Raw genomic sequence first — 18,094 nt, 5'->3', positions numbered from 1 at the left:
TTCTCAACCCTCACGCTGCGCGGATTTGCGACGATGCGCGGGTGCCCGTCCGGGCGGCTGCGAGGGTGTCGGTGGCGCCGTGATGCCCGGTATCGGCAGTTCCACGGTTTCGCCCGGAGTGATCCGGGCCGGCTGCCCGTGGTGGATGATGTCGACCGGCGGCCCGTCGGCCACGCTGTATCGCGCACGGTCGTGGCTGACCTCGACGCACACCCGCTGCCTGCGAAGGAAAAGGTTGAACGCCAGGCGGCTGATCGCCTCGGGCAGCCGTGGCCGGAACGCAAGCCGTCCGTCGTCGTGGTGGCGCAGCCCGCCGAGGCCGGCAATCAGCGCGATCCAGGTGCCAGCCAGCGAGGCGATGTGCACACCGTCGCGGGTGTTGTGCTCGAGGTTGTCGAGGTCCATCAGCGCCGCTTCACCGAGGTAGTCGTATGCCAGGCCGAGATGGCCGACCTCGGCGGCGATCACCGACTGGGTGCACGCCGACAGCGACGAGTCGCGGACGGTAATCCGTTCGTAGTAGTCGAAGTTGCGGGCCTTCTGATCGTCGGTGAAGGCGTCGGCCCGCAGGTGCATGGCCAGCACCAGGTCGGCCTGTTTGACGACCTGGCGGCGATACAGGTTGAAGTAGGGAAAATGCAGCAGCAGCGGATATTGGTCTCCCCTGGTGTGCGCGAAGTCCCACTCCTGGTGCTTGGTGAAGTTGTCCGCCTGGGGATGCACGCCCAGCGCTTCGTCGTACGGCAGGTAAAGCGCGTCGGCCGCGTCGCGCCATGCGGCGGTTTCCTCCTCGTCGACACCGAGCGCTCGGGCCCGGTCGGGGAATCGGGTGGCCACCTGGGCGGCGGCGCTCAGGTTCTGTTGCGCCATCAGGTTGGTGTAGACGTTGTTGTCTGCCAGCGCGCTGTACTCGTCGGGACCGGTGACGCCGTCGACGCGGAACCGGCCGGCGCTGTCGTGATGTCCGAGGCTGCGCCACAGCCGGGCGGTGTGCACCAGCAGGTCCATGCCGACCGTCCGCTCGAACTGGTCGTCTCCGGTCACCCGCAGATAGCGGATGACCGCGTCGGCGATGTCGGCGTTGATGTGGACCGCCGCCGTGCTGGCCGGCCAGTACCCGGAGCATTCCTGTCCGGCGATCGTTCGCCATGGGAACGCGGCGCCCTCGAACCCGAGTTGGGCGGCCCGCTGCACAGCCGCCGGCAGCGTGGAGTGGCGCCAGCGCAGTGCGTGGGCGGCCGCTTCGGGGAGGGTGTACGTGAGCACGGGCAGCACAAAGGTTTCGGTGTCCCAGAAGGTGTGCCCGTCGTACCCGGGCCCGGTGAGGCCCTTGGCGGGTATTGCCCGGCCCTCTGCCCGGGCACCGGCCTGGAGTACCTGAAACAGGGCGAACCGTACGGCCTGCTGGATCTCGGCGTCGCCGTCGAGTTCGACGTCGGAGCGATCCCAGAACCGGTCGAGGAAGTCGGCCTGTTCCTGCAACATTCCTTTCCACCCGGTCGCTCGGGCGGCTGTCAGGGCCGCGGCCGCCTGGGCGCGCAGCCCGGGCACTGAACGCGTCCCCGACCAGCCGTAGGCGACGAACTTGACCAGCGATAGCCGCTGGCGCGGCTGCAGATCTGCGGTGAAGGTCACCCGCGCCAGGTCCGGATAGCTTTCGCAGGCGCTTTGCACCGCCGGGCCCGAAACCACATGATCCATCGCGCATGCGGTGCGCAGCCCGCTGCGCTCAGTGCGATGCAGCAACTCGGCCCACAGGTCGTGACAGGAGTTCGCCTCCGAAACCAGTGCCGCGGGAAGGAAATCAGCGTCCCGGGGATCGTTGCTGGGCGCCGGCTGAGGCTCGTTGGCGACGAGCTCGGATTGCACCACCACACTCGCCGGTCCGTCGAGCGCCTCCACGTCGTAGGCGACAGCGGCCACCGCCCGCTGGACCAGCGATACCAGCCGCACCGAAGTGACCCGGACAGTACGCCCGGTGGGCGAGGTCCACTCGACGCGGCGCCGCAGCACCCCGGCGCGTAGGTCGAGCTCCTGCTCGTGGCTGTGTAGTTCTCCGTAACGGACATCGAACGGTTCGTCGTCGACGAGCAGCCGGATCAGCTTGCCGTTGGTGACGTTGATGACCGTCTGCCCGGCTTCGGGATAGCCGTAGCCCGCCTCACCGTAGGGCAGCGGGTGCTGCTCCCACACCCCGTTGAGATAGCAACCCGGCAGCCCGGTGGGTTCGCCCTCGTCGAGGTTGGCCCGCCAACCGATGTGACCATTCGACACTGCCAACACCGATTCGATCTGAGCCAGTACATCGAGGTCGAGGCTCGTGACCCGGACAGACCAGGGTTCGACGGCGAAACAGGGGTGCAGGATCATTGCGGCTCGAGCAGTTCAGAAAGGTCGTTGACCACGACGTCGGCTCCGTGCTGGCGCAGCGCGTCGGCCTGATCGGCCCGGTTCACGCCGACGACCATGCCAAATTGTCCGGCTCGCCCTGCCTCGACGCCGGCCAGCGCGTCCTCGAACACCGCGGCTTGCGACGGCTCGACACCCAACGCGCGGGCGCCCGCCAGAAACGTGTCCGGTGCGGGCTTGCCGCGCAGATGCTCAGCCTCGGCGGTCAATCCGTCGATGCGCGCGTCGAAGAGGTCCTCGATACCCGCAGCCACCAACACATCCCGGCAGTTCGAACTCGACGAGACCACGGCGCGGGGCAGACCCGCATCGCGGACCGCGCGCACGTAGCTGACAGACCCCGGAAACGCCTGGACGCCGTCGCGATGGATCGTCCGCAACACGATGTCGTTCTTTCTCGTCCCCAGACCGTGCACGGTGTCCGCCTCGGGCGGGTCGTCCGGGGAGCCTTCGGGCAACGAGATCCCGCGGGACTCCAGAAACGATCGCGTGCCGTCGGCGCGGGGCTTGCCGTCGACATAGGTGTCGTAGTCGGTCACCGGATCGAATGGCACGAACGCCGTACCGGTCTTCTGCGCGTATCGACGGAGGAAGTCGTCGAACATCTCCTTCCACGCGGCCGCGTGGACCTTGGCCGTCTCCGTCAACACGCCGTCGAGATCGAACAAACATGCCCGCACCGAAGCGCGAAGCCCGACGCCTGTGCCCATGAATCCGAGTCTTGCAGATTCGGCGGACTCGTCGACAATCGAGCCTGCCGGACGGGTCAGCGCCCTGGGCCGACGCTGCAGTCCGGCGAGCAGGGCAGCGCGTTGACACTGCAACCGTAACCCGGAACTGATTCCTGCCCAACCACTCTCGCGGGTTCGCGGCCGTGGCGCAGCTCGTCGATCAGATCGACGACCAGTCGGGCGAACCTCGGGTCGGCATTGGGTGTCGAAGCCCGCGCGAACGCGATGCCGCCCGCCTGGGCCTGCTGGCGCAGCTCCAGGTCGAGATCCCACACCACCTCGATGTGGTCGGCGACGAAGCCGATCGGGCAGACGATGACGGCGGGAACGCCCTCCGCGTTGAGCTTCCTCAGATGATCAACGACATCGGGTTCCAGCCACGGCACCTGCGGTGGTCCCGATCGTGACTGCCACACCTGGTCGTAGTCGGCATAGCCCGCCGCGTCGGCCACCAACCGCGACGCGTACCCCACCTGGCGGCTGTACAGGTCCCGCCCGCAGCGCGACGAGGCGCCCAACGGAATCGAATGCGCGGTGAAAACCAGCCGGGCGTCCGCGCGCAATTGCTCCGGCAGCGTCGCCGCCGCGGCGCCGATCGCGTCGGCGAAGATCTCGATGAACAGCGGATGGTCGAAGAACTGCCGTAACTTCACCAGCTCCGGCGCGCCTTGGCCCGCGGCCTGCCGCGCCCGCGCGATGTCTTCGAGATACTGTGTGCAGCCCGAGTAGCCGCCCCACGCCGAGGTGGTGAACACCGCCGCCCGCCGCACCCCGTCGTCACGCATCGCCGCGACGGCGTCCTCCACGTAGGGTTCCCAGTTGCGGTTACCGAAATACACCGGCAGCTCTTCACCGCGCGCACCGAGCTCGACGCGAATCTGGTCGATCAGCGCCCGGTTGATGCCGTTGATCGGCGACACCCCGCCGAAATGCATGTAATGCCCGGCGACGTCAGCGAGCCGCTCCCGTGGTACTCCGCGGCCCCGGGTGACGTTCTCCAGGAACGGCAGCACCTGCTCCGGACCTTCGGGGCCGCCGAAGGACAACAGCAGGACCGCGTCGAATTCCATGCGAGGCTGGACGAGACTAGAGCAGCTGCGTATGCGCGCCGCCATCGGCGTAGATGATCGACCCGGTGGTGGCCGGCAGCCAGTCCGACAGCAGGGCGCACACGGTCTTGGCCACCGGCTCGGCGTCCTTCATGTCCCAGCCGATCGGCGCGCGCTGGTCCCAGCCCTGTTCGAGCAGCTGCATCTGATCGCTGATGCCGGCGATCCCGGCGCCGACGATCGCGCTCATCGCCAGCGTTCGAATCGGCCCGGCCGCAACGAGATTCGACCGAACTCCGTGTGGACCGGCCTCGCGTGCCACGAACCGGTTGACGGATTCGAGCGCGCTCTTGGCCACGGTCATCCAGTTGTAGAACGGCATCGCACGTGTGGGATCAAAGTCCATCCCGACGAACGCACCGCCACGGCTCATGATCGGCAGCAGCGCCTTGGCCAGTGACGCGTAGGAGTACGCGGAGATGTGGATGCCCCTGGCCACGTCCTCGAACGGCGCGTCGAGGAAGGGGAACTCGCCCATGCCGCTGCGCGGCATGAAACCGATTGAGTGCACGACGCCGTCGAGCTTGTTGCCCTCGCCGATCACCTCCGTCACTCGCTCCGCCAGGGTGTTCAGGTGCTCGTCGTTCTGCACGTCGAGCTCCAGCAGCGGCGCCTTGGCCGGCAGCCGGTCGACGATGCGCTGGATCAGCCGCATCCGGTCGAAACCGGTGAGCACCAGCTCGGCGCCGGCCTCGTGCGCCACCCGCGCGATGTGGAACGCGATCGACGAGTCGGTGATGATCCCGGTGACCAGGATCCGTTTGCCTTCGAGCAGTCCTGTCATGTCCGTCCTTGATCTGTCGGGGCCCGTCAGTGGCCCATGCCCAGGCCGCCGTCGACCGGGATCACCGCGCCGGAGATGTATCCGGCGTCCTCGGATGCGAGGAAGCTGACCACGCCGGCCACTTCCAGGGTGGTGCCGACCCGCTGCAGCGGGATCGCCTGCAGCGCGGTTTCCTGCTGCTTGTCGGTCAGCGCGCGGGTCATGTCGGTGTCGATGAAGCCGGGCGCGACGACGTTGGCCGTGATCGACCGCGACCCGAGCTCGCGGGTCAGCGAGCGCGCCAGGCCCACCAGCCCGGCCTTGGACGCGGAGTAGTTCGCCTGGCCGGGAATGCCCGACAGACCGGCGACGGAACCCATGAAGATGAACCGGCCGAACCGCTTCTTGATCATGTTTCGCGACGCCCGCTTGGCCACCCGGAACACACCCGTGAGGTTCGCGTCGAGGACCCGGAGGAACTGTTCCTCGCTCATCCGCATGATCAGCATGTCCGCGTTGATGCCGGCGTTGGCCACCAGCACCTCGACCGGGCCGTGGTGCTCCTCGACGGCCGTGAACGCCGCGTCGACCGCGCCGTTGTCGGTGACGTCGCACTCGACGCCGAACAGCTCGTCGGGCGCGCCGGACCCGCGGTGGGTGACCGCCACCTTGTGCCCATCGGCGGCCAGGCGGCGGGCGACCGCGAGGCCGATGCCGCGGTTACCACCGGTGACCAGGACCGATCGGGACACAAACGGCGGACGGCCCCCTTCGTTCGACGGGTCGGAAATGCCGATGGGCTCGGCAACGGTGTCGGTCATGCCCGCCAACTTAACGCCTCACCTGCACGGGGACCGAATCGGCCAGCGAACGAGGACTGCGACGCGTCGACCACCCGCATCACCACCGCGCGGGTGCGCGCGATTCGCACGTCGTGGGTGCGACCGGCCATCGCAGATCGTGAAAAGCACCAGCGACGGCGCCAACAGGATCGCCGGTGGGTGCGCCCACTTGCTGGGACGCTGCGGCGCAACGCTTTCCAGCAGCTCCATGTTGGCGAACCGCAACACTCGCCGATAGCGCCAAATGGACGACGATGTAGGAAGCGATCAGGCCGGGGATGACAAGCAAGAAGACGAAGTACCACGCCTGAGCGAACCCGACAGCGATATCGGGCCTGGCTCATGCGTCTGCGAGGCGTGTCATTTCACGCGTGTGATTCGTTGATGTCATTTCAGGCATGTCATTTCACCGATGTGGTTTGCCTATCGGCGTCCCGCCAGTGCTCCGCGGCGGCGGCTGGCGACGAAGCGGACGACGTCGGCGATCCAGTCCCGGTCCGTTCGCAGCGTCAGCACCGGCGCGTCGCACCGCCGGAGGGTGCGTGCCACCTCGGCACGGTGCGCAGCCGCGGCTTTTTCGAAGTCGTCACGCAACTGCGTGTCGATGGTGAATTCCCGCACCACACCCGATTCGGCGTCCTGCAGGATCACGTCGCCGACGTCGGGCAGCTCGACGTCGCGCGGGTCGATCACCTCGATGCCCAGCACCTCGTGGCGCCCGGCAATGGCCCGCAGTGGCCGCATCCAGTTGATCGGCCCGAGGAAGTCGCTGATGATCACCGCCATGCCGCGCCGGCGCTCCGGGCGGCGCAGCGCGTCGATCGCCGTGGCCAGGTCGCCGCGCACACCCACCGGCGCCTTCGGTGATGTCGCGATCGCACGCAGCAATGTGTTCTCGTGCATCCGGCCTGACCGCGCGGGAACGCGGATGATCTTCTCCCCGTTGGCAATCAGCGCGCCAAGGCGATTGCCGCCACCGCTGTTGAGAAATGCGATCGCCGCGGCGGCCGCCACCGCTAGGTCGCGCTTCTCGCAGCCGCTGGTGCCGAAATCCAGACTGGCGGACATGTCGACCACCAGCCAGGTCTCCAGCTCCCGGTCGGCGATCATCCGCCGCACGTGCGGGGTGGCGGTGCGCGCCGTCACCGACCAATCCATGCGCCGCACATCGTCGCCGGGCTGGTAGATCCGCGACTCGCCCGGCTCCGAACCGGGTCCCGGGATCAGACCGAGGTGGTCGCCGTGCAGGACGCCGTCCAGCTTGCGCCGAACCGTCAGCTCCAGCTTGCGCAGCGCCGCCGAGAGTTCCGGGTCGCGGATCTGACCGCGCTGCAGCGACGGAAGGTCGACCGTCCGCCCCTCGGAGCGGGTCACCGACCGCTAGCCGCGGCCGCTGCGGCGGGCACCACCGGCGCCACCGAATGTCCTTGCTGCGGAGCGGCATTGACCTGCGGCAAGGCAACCGTCTGCAGGATTCGGTTGATCACGGTCTCCGGCGAGATCTCATCGGCCAGCGCGTCGTAGGTGAGCACCAGCCGGTGGCGCAGCACGTCGGGAACGACCTCGATGACGTCCTGCGGGATCACGTAGTCGCGACCGCGGACCAGGGCCAGCGCCCGGGCGGCGGCGATGATGCCCAGCGAGGCGCGCGGCGACGCACCGTAGGCGACCCAGGCGCGGACGTCGGGCATGCCGAACTGCTCCGGGCGACGGGTGGCGGTTACGGCGCGCACCACGTAGTCGACCAGCGCGTGGTGCACGAAGTTGTTGCTGGCCACGTCCTGCAACCGGAGCAGGTCGCCCGGGTCGAGGATCTGCTTGGGCTCCGGCGGCGTGACGCCCATCCGGTAGATGATCTCGCGCTCTTCCTCGGGCGTCGGGTAGTCGATGTTGATCTTGAACAGGAAGCGGTCGCGCTGGGCCTCGGGCAGCGCGTAGACGCCCTCCTGCTCGATCGGGTTCTGTGTCGCCATGACCAGGAACGGCTTCGGCATCGGGAACGTCTTGCCGCCGATCGACACGTGGCGTTCGGCCATCACCTCGAGCAGCGCCGACTGCACCTTGGCCGGGGCGCGGTTGATCTCGTCGGCGAGGATGAAGTTGGCCACCACCGGGCCGAGCTCGATGTCGAACTGCTCCTTGCCCTGCCGGTAGATCCTGGTGCCCACGATGTCGGTGGGCACCAGGTCGGGCGTGAACTGGATGCGGGCGAACGAGCCGCCGACCACCCGCGCGAACGTCTCGACGGCCAACGTCTTGGCCACGCCGGGTACCCCTTCGAGCAGCACATGCCCCCTGGCCAGCAGGCCGACGAGCATCCGCTCGACGAGCTGGTCCTGGCCCACGATGATCCGCTTGACCTCGTAGATGGCGCGCTCGAGTGTGTGCACCTCGCCGGACAGCCCGCCGTTGTTGCCCGGGGGCTGCGGCGGCGCGGCGTGGGCACCCGGGTAACCGGGTCCCCCACCTGGCCCCGAAAAGTTTCCGGCGCCCTGCGGCGGCCCACCTGCTGACGTCATCGAGGATCCTCCCACGGAGTCGTTACGACATGTCCGTCGTCAACTATTCCAGGCACTCCGGAATCCGTCGACGTAGGTTCGCTAAGCGAGCCGCTGGGCGCGGCGCGTCAGCTTTCGATGATCCGGGTCAGGTACGGCGTCATTCCCGGGGTCCGCACCGGGCTGACGGTGACTTTGCCGACCAGCGACGACGCCTCCAGCATCTGGCCGTTGCCCAGGTACATCGTGACGTGTTGGCTGCCGCCCGGCCCGTAGAAGATCAGGTCACCCCGCTGGGCCTGCGACGGCGGGATGTGCCGCCCGGCGTTGTACTGGTCACCGGAGAACCGCGGGATCAGCACTCCGACGCCGGCGAACATGTAGCGCATCAGCCCCGAACAGTCGAAGCCCACTGTGTTCGCCCCGTCGTCGATACCCGTGCTGGGGCCGGTCAGGGTGCCGCCGCCCCAGGAATAGGGGACGCCCATCTGGGAGCCGCCCCGCCGGATCACGTATTCGATGGCCTGCCTGCCGTACACCCGGTTGATGCGCCCGGGCGCAACGCTGTTGTTTTCGTTGCCGAAGAGGCCCAGACCGCCGAGGAACTTGCGGCCGAGGTCCAGCGTGGTCTGGGTGGCGATGTTGGTGGCCTGCAGTGACGCGTTGGCGATCGCGACCGGATCACCCGGCGCGCCGGCGCTGGCTGTCTTCGGCAGCGTCGGGTCCCACTGACTGTTGTCGTCGGCCATCGCCGGTGTGGCCAGTCCGAACAGCAGTGCGACGGCTACCAGCACGGCCGTCGCAATTCTGTTATTACGCAGCACAGTTCACCACCTGCTCAGTACTCGATGTAACGGACGACGTACGGCGTCATGCCGCTGGTGCGGACCGGCGAGATCTTCACGGTCGAGCCCGTGTACGGGGCCTCCAGCATCTGGCCGTCGCCGAGGTAGAGGGTCACGTGTTGGCTGCCGCCGGGGCCGTAGAAGATGACGTCGCCGCGGCGCATCTCGGCCGCCGGGATTTTGCGGCCCATGTTGTACTGCGACCCCGAGTAGTGCGGCAGCCGGATGCCGACGCCTGCGAACGCGTAGAGGATCAGCCCGGAACAGTCGAAGCCGACGGTGCCCGCGCCGTCGTCGATTCCGCGGCTCGGGCCGGCCGCGTTCCCGCCCCCCCACGAGTACGGGACGCCGATCTGGGACATCGCCCGGCCGATGACGTATTCGGAGGCCTGCCTGCCGTAGACCCGCGGAATGGCCCCGTTGTTGGTGTAGCCGGTCGGCGTGGGCAGAATGCCGACCATGCGCAGGAAATTGCGGCCCATGTTGGCGGTTACCTGCGCCGACGTGGCCGAGACGCCCAGCACGGAGTTGATGATTGCGATGGGGTCACCGGGGACGTTCGCGCTCGGCACCGCGGGCAGCGTGGGGTCCCACGGGCTGTCCCAGGCGTTGGCCGCCGGCGGCGGTGCGGGCGCGCCCGGCGCGGCTTGCGGATTACCCCAGCGGTCCGTGCTGCCCGGGACGTGTGCGGCCGACGTGGCCCACTCCGCCTTGGCGGCGGCGAGCCGGGACTGCGCGGCGTTGCGCTCGGCGGCCAACCGGTTGATCTCCGCCTGCTGAGTGCCGAACTGCTTCTGGGCGTCGACGAGCGCGGCCACCGCGTCGTCCTGGCTGTGCTGTGCGTCTGCGACGGCCTTGTCGGCCTTCTGCTGGGCGGCCCTCGCGGCCGACTCCTTGTTCGCCTGCTCGGTGCGCGCCCGCAGGAGGTCGGTCATCACCCGCTGGGAACTGATGGCCAGGGCTTGACCGGTCGACGCGGTCGAGATCATGTCATCGGGATTCTTGGCGGTCAGATATGAGGCCGACGGGCCGTTGACGTAGGTGGCGGCGGCGAAGGTGTTGAACCGCTGTTGGGCGCCGGCGATCGCGGCGTCGGCGTCCGCGACGGCGCGCTGGCTGGAGTCGACGTCTTGCCTGGCCGCATCCGCGGCATCCCGCGCGGTCTGCACGTCGGCGATGGCCTTGTTGACGCTCTCCTGGCGCATCTGTATCGCCGCGCCGATGTCCTGCAGTTTCTGATTCGCGTCGGCGACCTGTGCGATGAGCGAGGCCAGCGAGTTGGGGTCGGCCGGTTGGGGCTCACCGGCGGCCAGGCCGGGCGTACCGAGCAGCAACCCGACAGCCACCGCCACCGCACACGCTGACGCGCTGGTGCGTCTCATCCGACTCAGGACTCCTACGGCTCAAATGCGAACGTACCCAGCAGTCACTGGAGACACTTCTACAACAGAAGACGCCATAGGCACCGTACGTCACATCTGACACTAAAGAAACTTTAGTCACAAACTACAGCGCTGTAATTAAATAGAGCGTGACCGAATAGTGACCCGGTCGGTATTAACGCGCGCTTGGGGTCCGGAAAAAGACTTAGCTGTCGGCGCCAACGCCCGCTTCTGAGGCGCTGGCGCGTTTGCCACGCACCTGCAGTAAACGCATTGCGACCGCCGCCGCGCCAACAACGACGACCAGCACGATGGTCAATGCGGTCCACGGGAAATGCGGCGTCGTCAACTCGCCGAGGAAATTCTGTGCCGACTGCACCGGATTGCCGGTTTTCGCGATGTCCTGGCCGGCTTCGAGGGTGACCCGGTCGAACACCGGGCTGTAGGTGCCCGCGAAGGACGGAGAGATCGCCAGCACGGTAGAGCCGGGGTAGGCATGCCCGACTTCGGTGGCGATGTCGCGCAGCGGGGTGTCGATCGGGGGGTTCGCGTCGATCACGACGATCTTGAGGTTGATGCCCTTCTTCTTCGCGTCGGCCACCACCTGGCGCAACGCGGGCACCTCTGCGGCGGGCGCGCTGACACCGTCTTCACCGACATCGGCGTTGACCTTGTTGATGTCGACGTCGGGAGGAATGTAGGCGGGCAGGAAAGGAATCGTCTGCGGCCCGGCCAACCCGTGCATGTTGCTGCCCTCCGGTCTGAAGCTTCTCGAGGCCTTCTAGAGGCACTGTCAGGGGCACGGTACGCGATCCCGTGGACTCAGCCTCGGAACGGCACCCCGCGTGATAAAGGACAACCGTACTGTTAGAATGGAAGGGCCGGCGGCACCACCTGTCGCCGATGGACAACTTAACGGGGAGCAGATGTGACCAGCACGGAATCGGTGAATTCGTTCGGAGCCCGCGACATCCTGCAAGTCGGGGACGACAGCTATCAGATCTATCGCCTCGATGCGGTCCCCGGAACCGAGAAACTCCCCTACAGCCTCAAGGTGCTGGCTGAAAACCTGCTGCGCAACGAGGACGGCTCCAACATCACCCGGGAGCACATCGAGGCCATCGCGAAGTGGGACCCGTCGGCCGATCCGAGCACCGAGATCCAGTTCACACCCGCACGGGTGATCATGCAGGACTTCACCGGCGTGCCGTGCATCGTCGACCTGGCGACGATGCGCGAGGCGGTTGGTGACCTCGGCGGCGATCCCGACAAGGTGAACCCACTGGCACCGGCCGACCTGGTGATCGACCACTCGGTGATCGCCGACATTTTCGGCCGTGCCGACGCGTTTGAGCGCAACGTCGAGCTCGAGTACCAGCGCAACGGCGAGCGCTATCAGTTCCTGCGCTGGGGCCAGGGCGCCTTCGACGACTTCAAGGTGGTGCCGCCCGGCACCGGCATCGTCCACCAGGTCAACATCGAGTACCTGGCCCGCGTCGTGATGGGCCGTGGCGGCTCCGGAATGAGAACTGCCTACCCGGACACCTGTGTCGGCACCGATTCGCACACCACGATGGTCAACGGGCTGGGCGTTCTGGGTTGGGGCGTCGGCGGCATCGAGGCCGAGGCCGCGATGCTCGGCCAGCCGGTGTCCATGCTGATCCCCCGTGTTGTCGGCTTCAGGCTTACCGGGGAGATCCGGCCCGGCGTGACCGCCACAGACGTGGTGCTCACGGTCACCGAGAGGCTGCGCAAGCACGGTGTGGTCGGCAAGTTCGTGGAGTTCTACGGCGAAGGCGTTGCCGAGGTGCCGCTGGCCAACCGCGCCACGCTGGGCAACATGAGTCCCGAATTCGGTTCCACTGCGGCGATTTTCCCGGTCGACGAGGTCACCCTCGATTACCTGCGGATGACCGGCCGCAGCGAAGAGCAGGTGGCCCTTGTGGAGGCCTACACCAAGGCGCAGGGGATGTGGCACGACCCGCAGCACGAGCCCAAGTTCTCCGAATACCTCGAGCTCGACCTGTCCGACGTGGTCCCCTCGATCGCCGGCCCGAAGCGCCCGCAAGACCGGATCGCGCTCAGCGATGCAAAGCCAGCCTTCCGCAAGGACATCCACAACTATGTCGAGGAGCACATGCCGGCGGAGTGCACCAAACTCGACGAAGCGGTCGACGAGTCGTTCCCGGCCAGCGACGCGGTTTCGCTGTCTTTCGCGGACGACGATGCCGTCGATGTCCGCTCGGCGGCCAATCACGCTGAGGGCCGGCCGAGCCAGCCGGTCACAGTGAAGTCCGACGACCGTGGCGAGTTCGTGCTCGACCACGGCGCCGTGGTGATCGCGGCGGTCACGTCGTGCACGAACACCTCCAACCCGGAAGTGATGCTTGGTGCTGCGCTGCTGGCCAAGAACGCGGTCGAAAAGGGCCTGAGCTCCAAGCCCTGGGTCAAGACGTCGATGGCGCCCGGATCTCAGGTCGTCAGCGACTACTACGACAAGGCGGGGCTGGGGCCCTATCTGGAGAAACTCGGCTTCTACCTCGTGGGCTATGGCTGCACGACGTGCATCGGCAACTCCGGTCCGCTGCCCGATGAGGTCTCGGAGGCGGTCAACGACAACGACCTTTCGGTCACCGCCGTGCTGTCCGGCAACCGTAACTTCGAGGGCCGCATCAACCCGGACGTGAAGATGAACTACCTCGCGTCCCCGCCGCTGGTGATCGCCTACGCGTTGGCCGGCACGATGGACTTCGATTTCGAGCTCGACTCCCTCGGCACCGACAAGGATGGCAACGACGTCTTCCTGCGCGACATCTGGCCGTCCCAGCGGGATATCGCCGACACCATCGCGTCGTCGATCAACAAGGAGATGTTCGTCGATAACTACGCCGATGTGTTCAAGGGCGATGACCGCTGGCGCAACCTGCCGACCCCGAGCGGCAAGACGTTCGAGTGGGATCCGGCCTCGACGTACGTTCGCAAGCCACCCTACTTCGACGGGATGCCCGCGGAGCCTGAGCCGGTTCGCGACATCACCGGGGCGCGGGTGCTGGCGCTGCTCGGCGATTCGGTGACCACCGACCATATTTCGCCGGCCGGCAGCATCAAGCCGGGCACCCCGGCCGCGAGGTACCTCGACGCGCACGGCGTGGACCGCAAGGACTACAACTCCTACGGTTCGCGCCGCGGCAACCACGAGGTGATGATCCGCGGGACCTTCGCCAACATCCGGCTGCGCAATCTGCTGCTCGATGATGTCGCTGGCGGTTACACCCGCGACTTCACCCAGGAGGGCGGCCCGCAGGCCTTCATCTACGACGCTGCGCAAAACTATGCCGCGCAGGACATCCCACTCGTTGTGTTGGGTGGAAAAGAATACGGTTCGGGGTCCTCGAGGGACTGGGCCGCGAAGGGCACCCGGTTGCTGGGCGTGCGCGCTGTGATCGCCGAGTCGTTCGAGCGCATCCACCGGTCCAACCTGATCGGCATGGGCGTGATCCCGCTGCAGTTCCCCGAAGGCGAGTCGGCGGCGACGCTCAAACTGGACGGCACCGAGGTGTACGACGTCACCGGTATCGAGCAACTCAATGACGGCAGGACGCCGAAGACGGTGCATGTCAAGGCGACGAAGGAAGACGGCAGCGCGGTGGAATTCGACGCGAAGGTGCGCATCGACACCCCCGGCGAGGCCGACTACTACCGCAACGGCGGGATCCTGCAGTACGTGCTTCGCAACACGCTGATGTCCTGACCGGGCCGGACACCGACCATGCCGCGAGTCAGCGAGGACCATCTGGCGGCTCGTCGCCGCCAGATCCTCGACGGCGCCAGGCGGTGCTTCGCCGAGTACGGCTACGACCGTGCGACGGTGCGCCGCCTGGAGCAGACGATCGGGCTGTCGCGGGGTGCGATCTTTCACCACTTCCGCGACAAGGACACGCTGTTCTTCGAGTTGGCGCACGAAGACGCCGAGCGGATGGCAGACGTCGCGTCGCGCGAGGGCCTGATTCAGGTGATGCGCGACATGCTCGCGGCGCCGGATCAGTTCGACTGGCTGGCAACCCGGTTGGAGATCGCCCGTAAGCTGCGCAACGACCCGGCGTTTCACCGCGGCTGGGCGGAGCGGTCGGCCGAGCTGTCGGACGCGACGGCCGATCGGCTGCGCAGGCAGAAGGAAGCGGGGCGGTTGCGCGACGACGTGCCGGCCGACGTGCTGCAGACCTATCTCGATCTCGTGCTCGACGGCCTGGTGGCGCGGTTGGCCTCCGGCGACGATCCGGCACGCCTGTCTGCGGTACTGGATCTGGTCGAGGCCTCGGTACGCCAGCGGCGCTAGCCGACGCGTCGGTGCCCGGTATGGTTCGGGCCGCCGCGGCTGCGCATCGTCGTGCCCGACTCTCGCAGCAGGCTGTGGACCGATCCGTAGGAACGGCCCGTGGAAGCGACCAGCGTCCTGATGCTGGCGCCCGACTCGTAAGCGCTTCGCAGCTCGTGCAACAACTCGTCGCGAGCCTTGTCCGGCTTCCTCATCGACATCTCCCCGCTGTAGATGACCCCCGCTATTCGAGGGTAGAGAAAATCGCGGAGTCTGCGCTGGGAAATGGCCGAAATCTCTTGGGACAGCGATCAGGCGAGCTCGATCAGGTCGCGGTATTCCTCGGACCAGTAGTCCTCGGTGCCGTCGGGCAGCAGCACCACCCGCTCGGGGTTGAGCGCTTCGGCGGCGCCCGGGTCGTGGGTGACCAGCACCACGGCCCCGACGTAGCTGCGCAGCGCGTCGAGCACCTGCTCGCGTGATGCGGGGTCGAGGTTGTTGGTCGGCTCATCCAGCAGCAGGACGTTGGCCCTCGACGCGACGAGCCCCGCCAGCGCAAGCCGGGTCTTCTCGCCACCCGACAACGTTCCTGCGGGCTGATCGAGCTGCGGGCCGCTGAACATGAACGCGCCCAGTAGCCCGCGCAGGTCTTGCTCGCCGCTGTCAGGCGCCGCGTGGCGGATGTTCTGCCACACCGTCGCCGCGTCGTCGAGTGTGTCGTGCTCCTGGGCGAAGTAGCCGATCTTGCAACCGTGTCCGGGGTCGAGCACGCCGCCGTCGGCCGTTTCGACCCCGGCCAGCAACCTGAGCAGCGTGGTCTTGCCCGCGCCGTTGAGGCCGAGCACCACCACCCGCGAGCCGCGGTCGATGGCCAAGTCGACGCCGGTGAAGACCTCCAGTGAGCCGTAGGTCTTGGTCAGCCCCTTGGCGACAAGCGGCGTGCGTCCGCACGGCGCCGGAGTCGGGAACTTGATCCGCGCCACCTTGTCGGCCACGCGTTCCTCTTCCAAGGCCGCCATCATCCGGTCGGCTCGGCGCAACATATTCTGCGCTGCAACGGCTTTCGTAGCCTTCGCGCCCAGCTTGGCGGCCTGCGACCGCAACGCCGCCGCCTTGCGTTCGGCGTTGGCACGCTCCCGGCGGCGACGCTGCTCGTCGGTGGCGCGTGCGTCGAGGTACTTTCGCCAGGTCATGTTGTAGACGTCGACCTCGCCGCGCACCGCATCGAGGAACCACACGCGGTTGACGACGTCCGTGAGCAGGTCGACATTGTGGCTGATCACGACGAGTCCCCCGGTGTGTGCGTGCAGGAAATCGCGCAGCCAGCCCAGAGAATCGGCGTCGAGGTGGTTGGTCGGTTCGTCGAGGAGCAGCGTTGTCGCGGAGCCGGCGCCCGTGTCGGATGCGGCGAACAGGATGCGGGCCAGCTCGACTCGGCGCCGCTGGCCGCCGGACAGCGTCCGCAGCCGCTGCGTCAGTACCCGCTCGGGCAGCCCCAGGCTGGCGCAGATGCGGGCCGCCTCGCTTTCGGCGACGTAGCCGCCGAGCGCGGCGAACCGCTCCTCCAACTGGCCGTAGCGGCGCACCGCGCGATCGCGCTCGGTGTCGTCGACGACCTCGGCCATCCGCGCCTGCTGCTTCTCCAGGTCGGAGAGCAACGTGTCGAGGCCGCGCGCCGACAGCACCCGTTCCCGCGCCGGCACGTCGAGATCACCCTCTTTGGGATCCTGTGGCAGGTAGCCGATCTCACCGCTGCGGACCACGCTGCCGGCGTAGGGCTCAGCCTCGCCGGCGAGGATGCGCATCGTGGTGGTTTTACCTGCGCCGTTACGGCCGACCAGGCCGATCCGGTCACCGGGCTGGACCCGCAACGCGGGCCCCGGCGCGGACAGCAGGGTGCGCGCGCCGGCGCGGACCTCGAGGTCCGTGGCGGTGATCACGGTCTGGCTCCTTAGGTTTGGCGGTCGTCGGTGAATACCGGCGGACGCTTGTCGGCGCGTGCGGCGACGGCCTCTTCGAAGTTCTGGGTGAGCAGGCGAACGAAGAGCTGCCCGAGACCCTCGGCCTGCATGTGCCCTTCGAGGGTACCGGCGTCCAGGCCGCTCCACAGTGTGCGCTTGGTCAACTCCACCCCTGGACGGGAGAACGCCGCGATGCGTTCGGCCATTGCATAGCACGTGTCGAGCAGGTCTTCGCCGGGCACTTGCGCTGACACGAGGCCGATTCGTTCGGCTTCTCCCGCGTCGACGTCGCGGCCGGTGAGCATCAGCTCGAACGCTCGTGATGTGCCGATCGCGCGCGGCAGCAGGTAGCTGAGCCCGAGTTCGCTGGCGGTGAGGCCGTTGTTGATGCCGGCCGCGCGGAAGTAGGCCGCCGACGACGCCACGCGGATGTCGCACGCCAGCGCCAGGCACAAGCCGCCGCCGATGGCGGCGCCGTTCACGGCGGCGATCACGGGCTGATGCACGCGGCGCAGCCCCAGTATCACGTCGTCGAGAACCTCCATCGACCGCAGCGCATAGCTGGGCCGGGTCAGTCCCTCGACGTGGGGTACCGCGCCGGCGGATTTGTGGTCGGCGCCGGACGAGAAACCGCGGCCGGCCCCGGTCAGCACGACGACACGGACGTCGTTGTCGTGGTTCACCTCATCGAGGACCCGCTTGAGCGGCACCATCACGTCGAAGGCCATCGAGTTCATCCGCTCGGGCCGGTTCAGCGTGATCAGGGCGACGTTGGCGCGGGGACGGTCGACCAGGACGAATTCAGTTTCACGGCTCACGGTCCTGCACGCTATCGCGTGCCGCCCGTCAGGCCTGGTCGGAGTTGGACTGCGCCGCGATCGCCGCCTCGACGTCGTACGCCTCGACCTGGGCAATGAGGTCCTCCAGCATGGCCGGCGGCAGCGCCCCGGCCTGGTTGAACAGCAGTTTGCCCTTCTTGAACGCCATCAGCGTCGGGATGGAGCGGATGTCGGCGGCCGCGGCCAGCTGCTGTTCAGCCTCGGTGTCTACCTTGGCGTGCACGACATCGGGGTGCTTCTCTGAGGACGCCTCGAAGGTCGGCGCGAACTGCCGACACGGGCCGCACCACGAAGCCCAGAAGTCCACCAGCACGATCTCGTTGTCGTTGATGGTCTCGTTGAACGATTCGGCGGTGATGTTGCGGGTTGCCATGACCTTGTCAACGACCCCGGGCGCGCC

General features: G+C 67.5%; 16 protein-coding genes and 1 pseudogene. 2 read left to right on the top strand and 15 right to left on the bottom strand.

Annotated features, from left to right (window positions below; genetic code table 11):
* Positions 1-3: 3 nt before the first annotated feature.
* The 11 genes and pseudogenes from VKG81_RS18200 to VKG81_RS18150 form a co-directional block, all read right to left on the bottom strand.
* Entirely contained in the window at positions 4-2,370 is a 2,367-nt protein-coding gene (locus VKG81_RS18200) for a glycoside hydrolase family 65 protein (protein WP_324397958.1), read from the bottom strand.
* Positions 2,367-3,119 carry a beta-phosphoglucomutase family hydrolase gene (locus VKG81_RS18195; RefSeq protein ID WP_324397957.1) on the bottom strand — a complete coding sequence of 251 codons (753 nt, stop codon included), beginning with the start codon at positions 3,117-3,119 and terminating at the stop codon, positions 2,367-2,369. Before VKG81_RS18195 ends, VKG81_RS18200 begins: the two co-directional genes overlap by 4 nt.
* 56 nt (positions 3,120-3,175) lie before the next feature.
* Complete coding sequence (locus VKG81_RS18190; RefSeq protein ID WP_324397955.1) at positions 3,176-4,210, bottom strand: ferrochelatase; 1,035 nt, start codon at positions 4,208-4,210, stop codon at positions 3,176-3,178.
* 16 nt (positions 4,211-4,226) lie between these two features.
* Entirely contained in the window at positions 4,227-5,033 is an 807-nt protein-coding gene (gene inhA, locus VKG81_RS18185; protein WP_324397954.1) for an NADH-dependent enoyl-ACP reductase InhA, read from the bottom strand.
* 26 nt (positions 5,034-5,059) lie between these two features.
* Positions 5,060-5,833 carry a 3-oxoacyl-ACP reductase FabG1 gene (gene fabG1 / locus VKG81_RS18180; RefSeq protein WP_324397952.1) on the bottom strand — a complete coding sequence of 258 codons (774 nt, stop codon included), beginning with the start codon at positions 5,831-5,833 and terminating at the stop codon, positions 5,060-5,062.
* 53 nt (positions 5,834-5,886) lie between these two features.
* Positions 5,887-6,182, bottom strand: a pseudogene (locus VKG81_RS18175) (hypothetical protein); the annotation flags it as partial.
* 95 nt (positions 6,183-6,277) lie between these two features.
* Positions 6,278-7,228: a DUF58 domain-containing protein gene (locus VKG81_RS18170; RefSeq protein WP_324397951.1), complete on the bottom strand. Its 951-nt coding sequence runs from the start codon at positions 7,226-7,228 to the stop codon at positions 6,278-6,280.
* Positions 7,225-8,373 carry a MoxR family ATPase gene (locus VKG81_RS18165; protein ID WP_324397949.1) on the bottom strand — a complete coding sequence of 383 codons (1,149 nt, stop codon included), beginning with the start codon at positions 8,371-8,373 and terminating at the stop codon, positions 7,225-7,227. The genes VKG81_RS18170 and VKG81_RS18165 overlap by 4 nt, the downstream gene beginning before the upstream one ends.
* Positions 8,374-8,480: 107 nt before the next feature.
* On the bottom strand, positions 8,481-9,173 hold the full coding sequence (gene ripB, locus VKG81_RS18160; RefSeq protein WP_414685321.1) for an NlpC/P60 family peptidoglycan endopeptidase RipB: 693 nt from the start codon (positions 9,171-9,173) through the stop codon (positions 8,481-8,483).
* Between the two features lie 17 nt (positions 9,174-9,190).
* Positions 9,191-10,579 (bottom strand): NlpC/P60 family peptidoglycan endopeptidase RipA, encoded by a 1,389-nt coding sequence (gene ripA / locus VKG81_RS18155; protein ID WP_324397945.1) that lies wholly within the window; start codon positions 10,577-10,579, stop codon positions 9,191-9,193.
* Positions 10,580-10,784: 205 nt separating this feature from the next.
* Positions 10,785-11,324: a DUF6676 family protein gene (locus VKG81_RS18150; RefSeq protein ID WP_324397944.1), complete on the bottom strand. Its 540-nt coding sequence runs from the start codon at positions 11,322-11,324 to the stop codon at positions 10,785-10,787.
* 183 nt (positions 11,325-11,507) lie between these two features.
* On the opposite strand from VKG81_RS18150, the gene acnA reads away from it, so the two are divergent.
* Complete coding sequence (gene acnA, locus VKG81_RS18145; protein WP_324397942.1) at positions 11,508-14,330, top strand: aconitate hydratase AcnA; 2,823 nt, start codon at positions 11,508-11,510, stop codon at positions 14,328-14,330.
* A gap of 18 nt (positions 14,331-14,348) precedes the next feature.
* The gene (locus VKG81_RS18140; protein WP_324397941.1) at positions 14,349-14,915 is read left to right on the top strand and encodes a helix-turn-helix domain-containing protein; all 567 of its coding nucleotides are present in this window, start codon (positions 14,349-14,351) and stop codon (positions 14,913-14,915) included.
* Here VKG81_RS18140 and VKG81_RS18135 read toward each other — a convergent pair.
* The 4 genes from VKG81_RS18135 to trxA form a co-directional block, all read right to left on the bottom strand.
* Positions 14,912-15,109 carry a helix-turn-helix domain-containing protein gene (locus VKG81_RS18135; RefSeq protein ID WP_324397939.1) on the bottom strand — a complete coding sequence of 66 codons (198 nt, stop codon included), beginning with the start codon at positions 15,107-15,109 and terminating at the stop codon, positions 14,912-14,914. The genes VKG81_RS18140 and VKG81_RS18135 overlap by 4 nt on opposite strands.
* Before the next feature lie 96 nt (positions 15,110-15,205).
* Entirely contained in the window at positions 15,206-16,834 is a 1,629-nt protein-coding gene (locus VKG81_RS18130; RefSeq protein ID WP_324397937.1) for an ABC-F family ATP-binding cassette domain-containing protein, read from the bottom strand.
* Between the two features lie 11 nt (positions 16,835-16,845).
* Complete coding sequence (locus VKG81_RS18125; protein ID WP_414685316.1) at positions 16,846-17,673, bottom strand: enoyl-CoA hydratase; 828 nt, start codon at positions 17,671-17,673, stop codon at positions 16,846-16,848.
* Positions 17,674-17,701: 28 nt separating this feature from the next.
* Complete coding sequence (gene trxA, locus VKG81_RS18120; protein WP_324397935.1) at positions 17,702-18,067, bottom strand: thioredoxin; 366 nt, start codon at positions 18,065-18,067, stop codon at positions 17,702-17,704.
* Positions 18,068-18,094: the final 27 nt, after the last annotated feature.

The sequence above is a fragment of the Mycobacterium sp. genome (genome assembly GCF_035314905.1).
Taxonomy (GTDB): domain Bacteria; phylum Actinomycetota; class Actinomycetes; order Mycobacteriales; family Mycobacteriaceae; genus Mycobacterium.
Note: the sequence above shows the minus strand (reverse complement) of the source record. Positions and strands in the feature narration are given on the sequence as shown.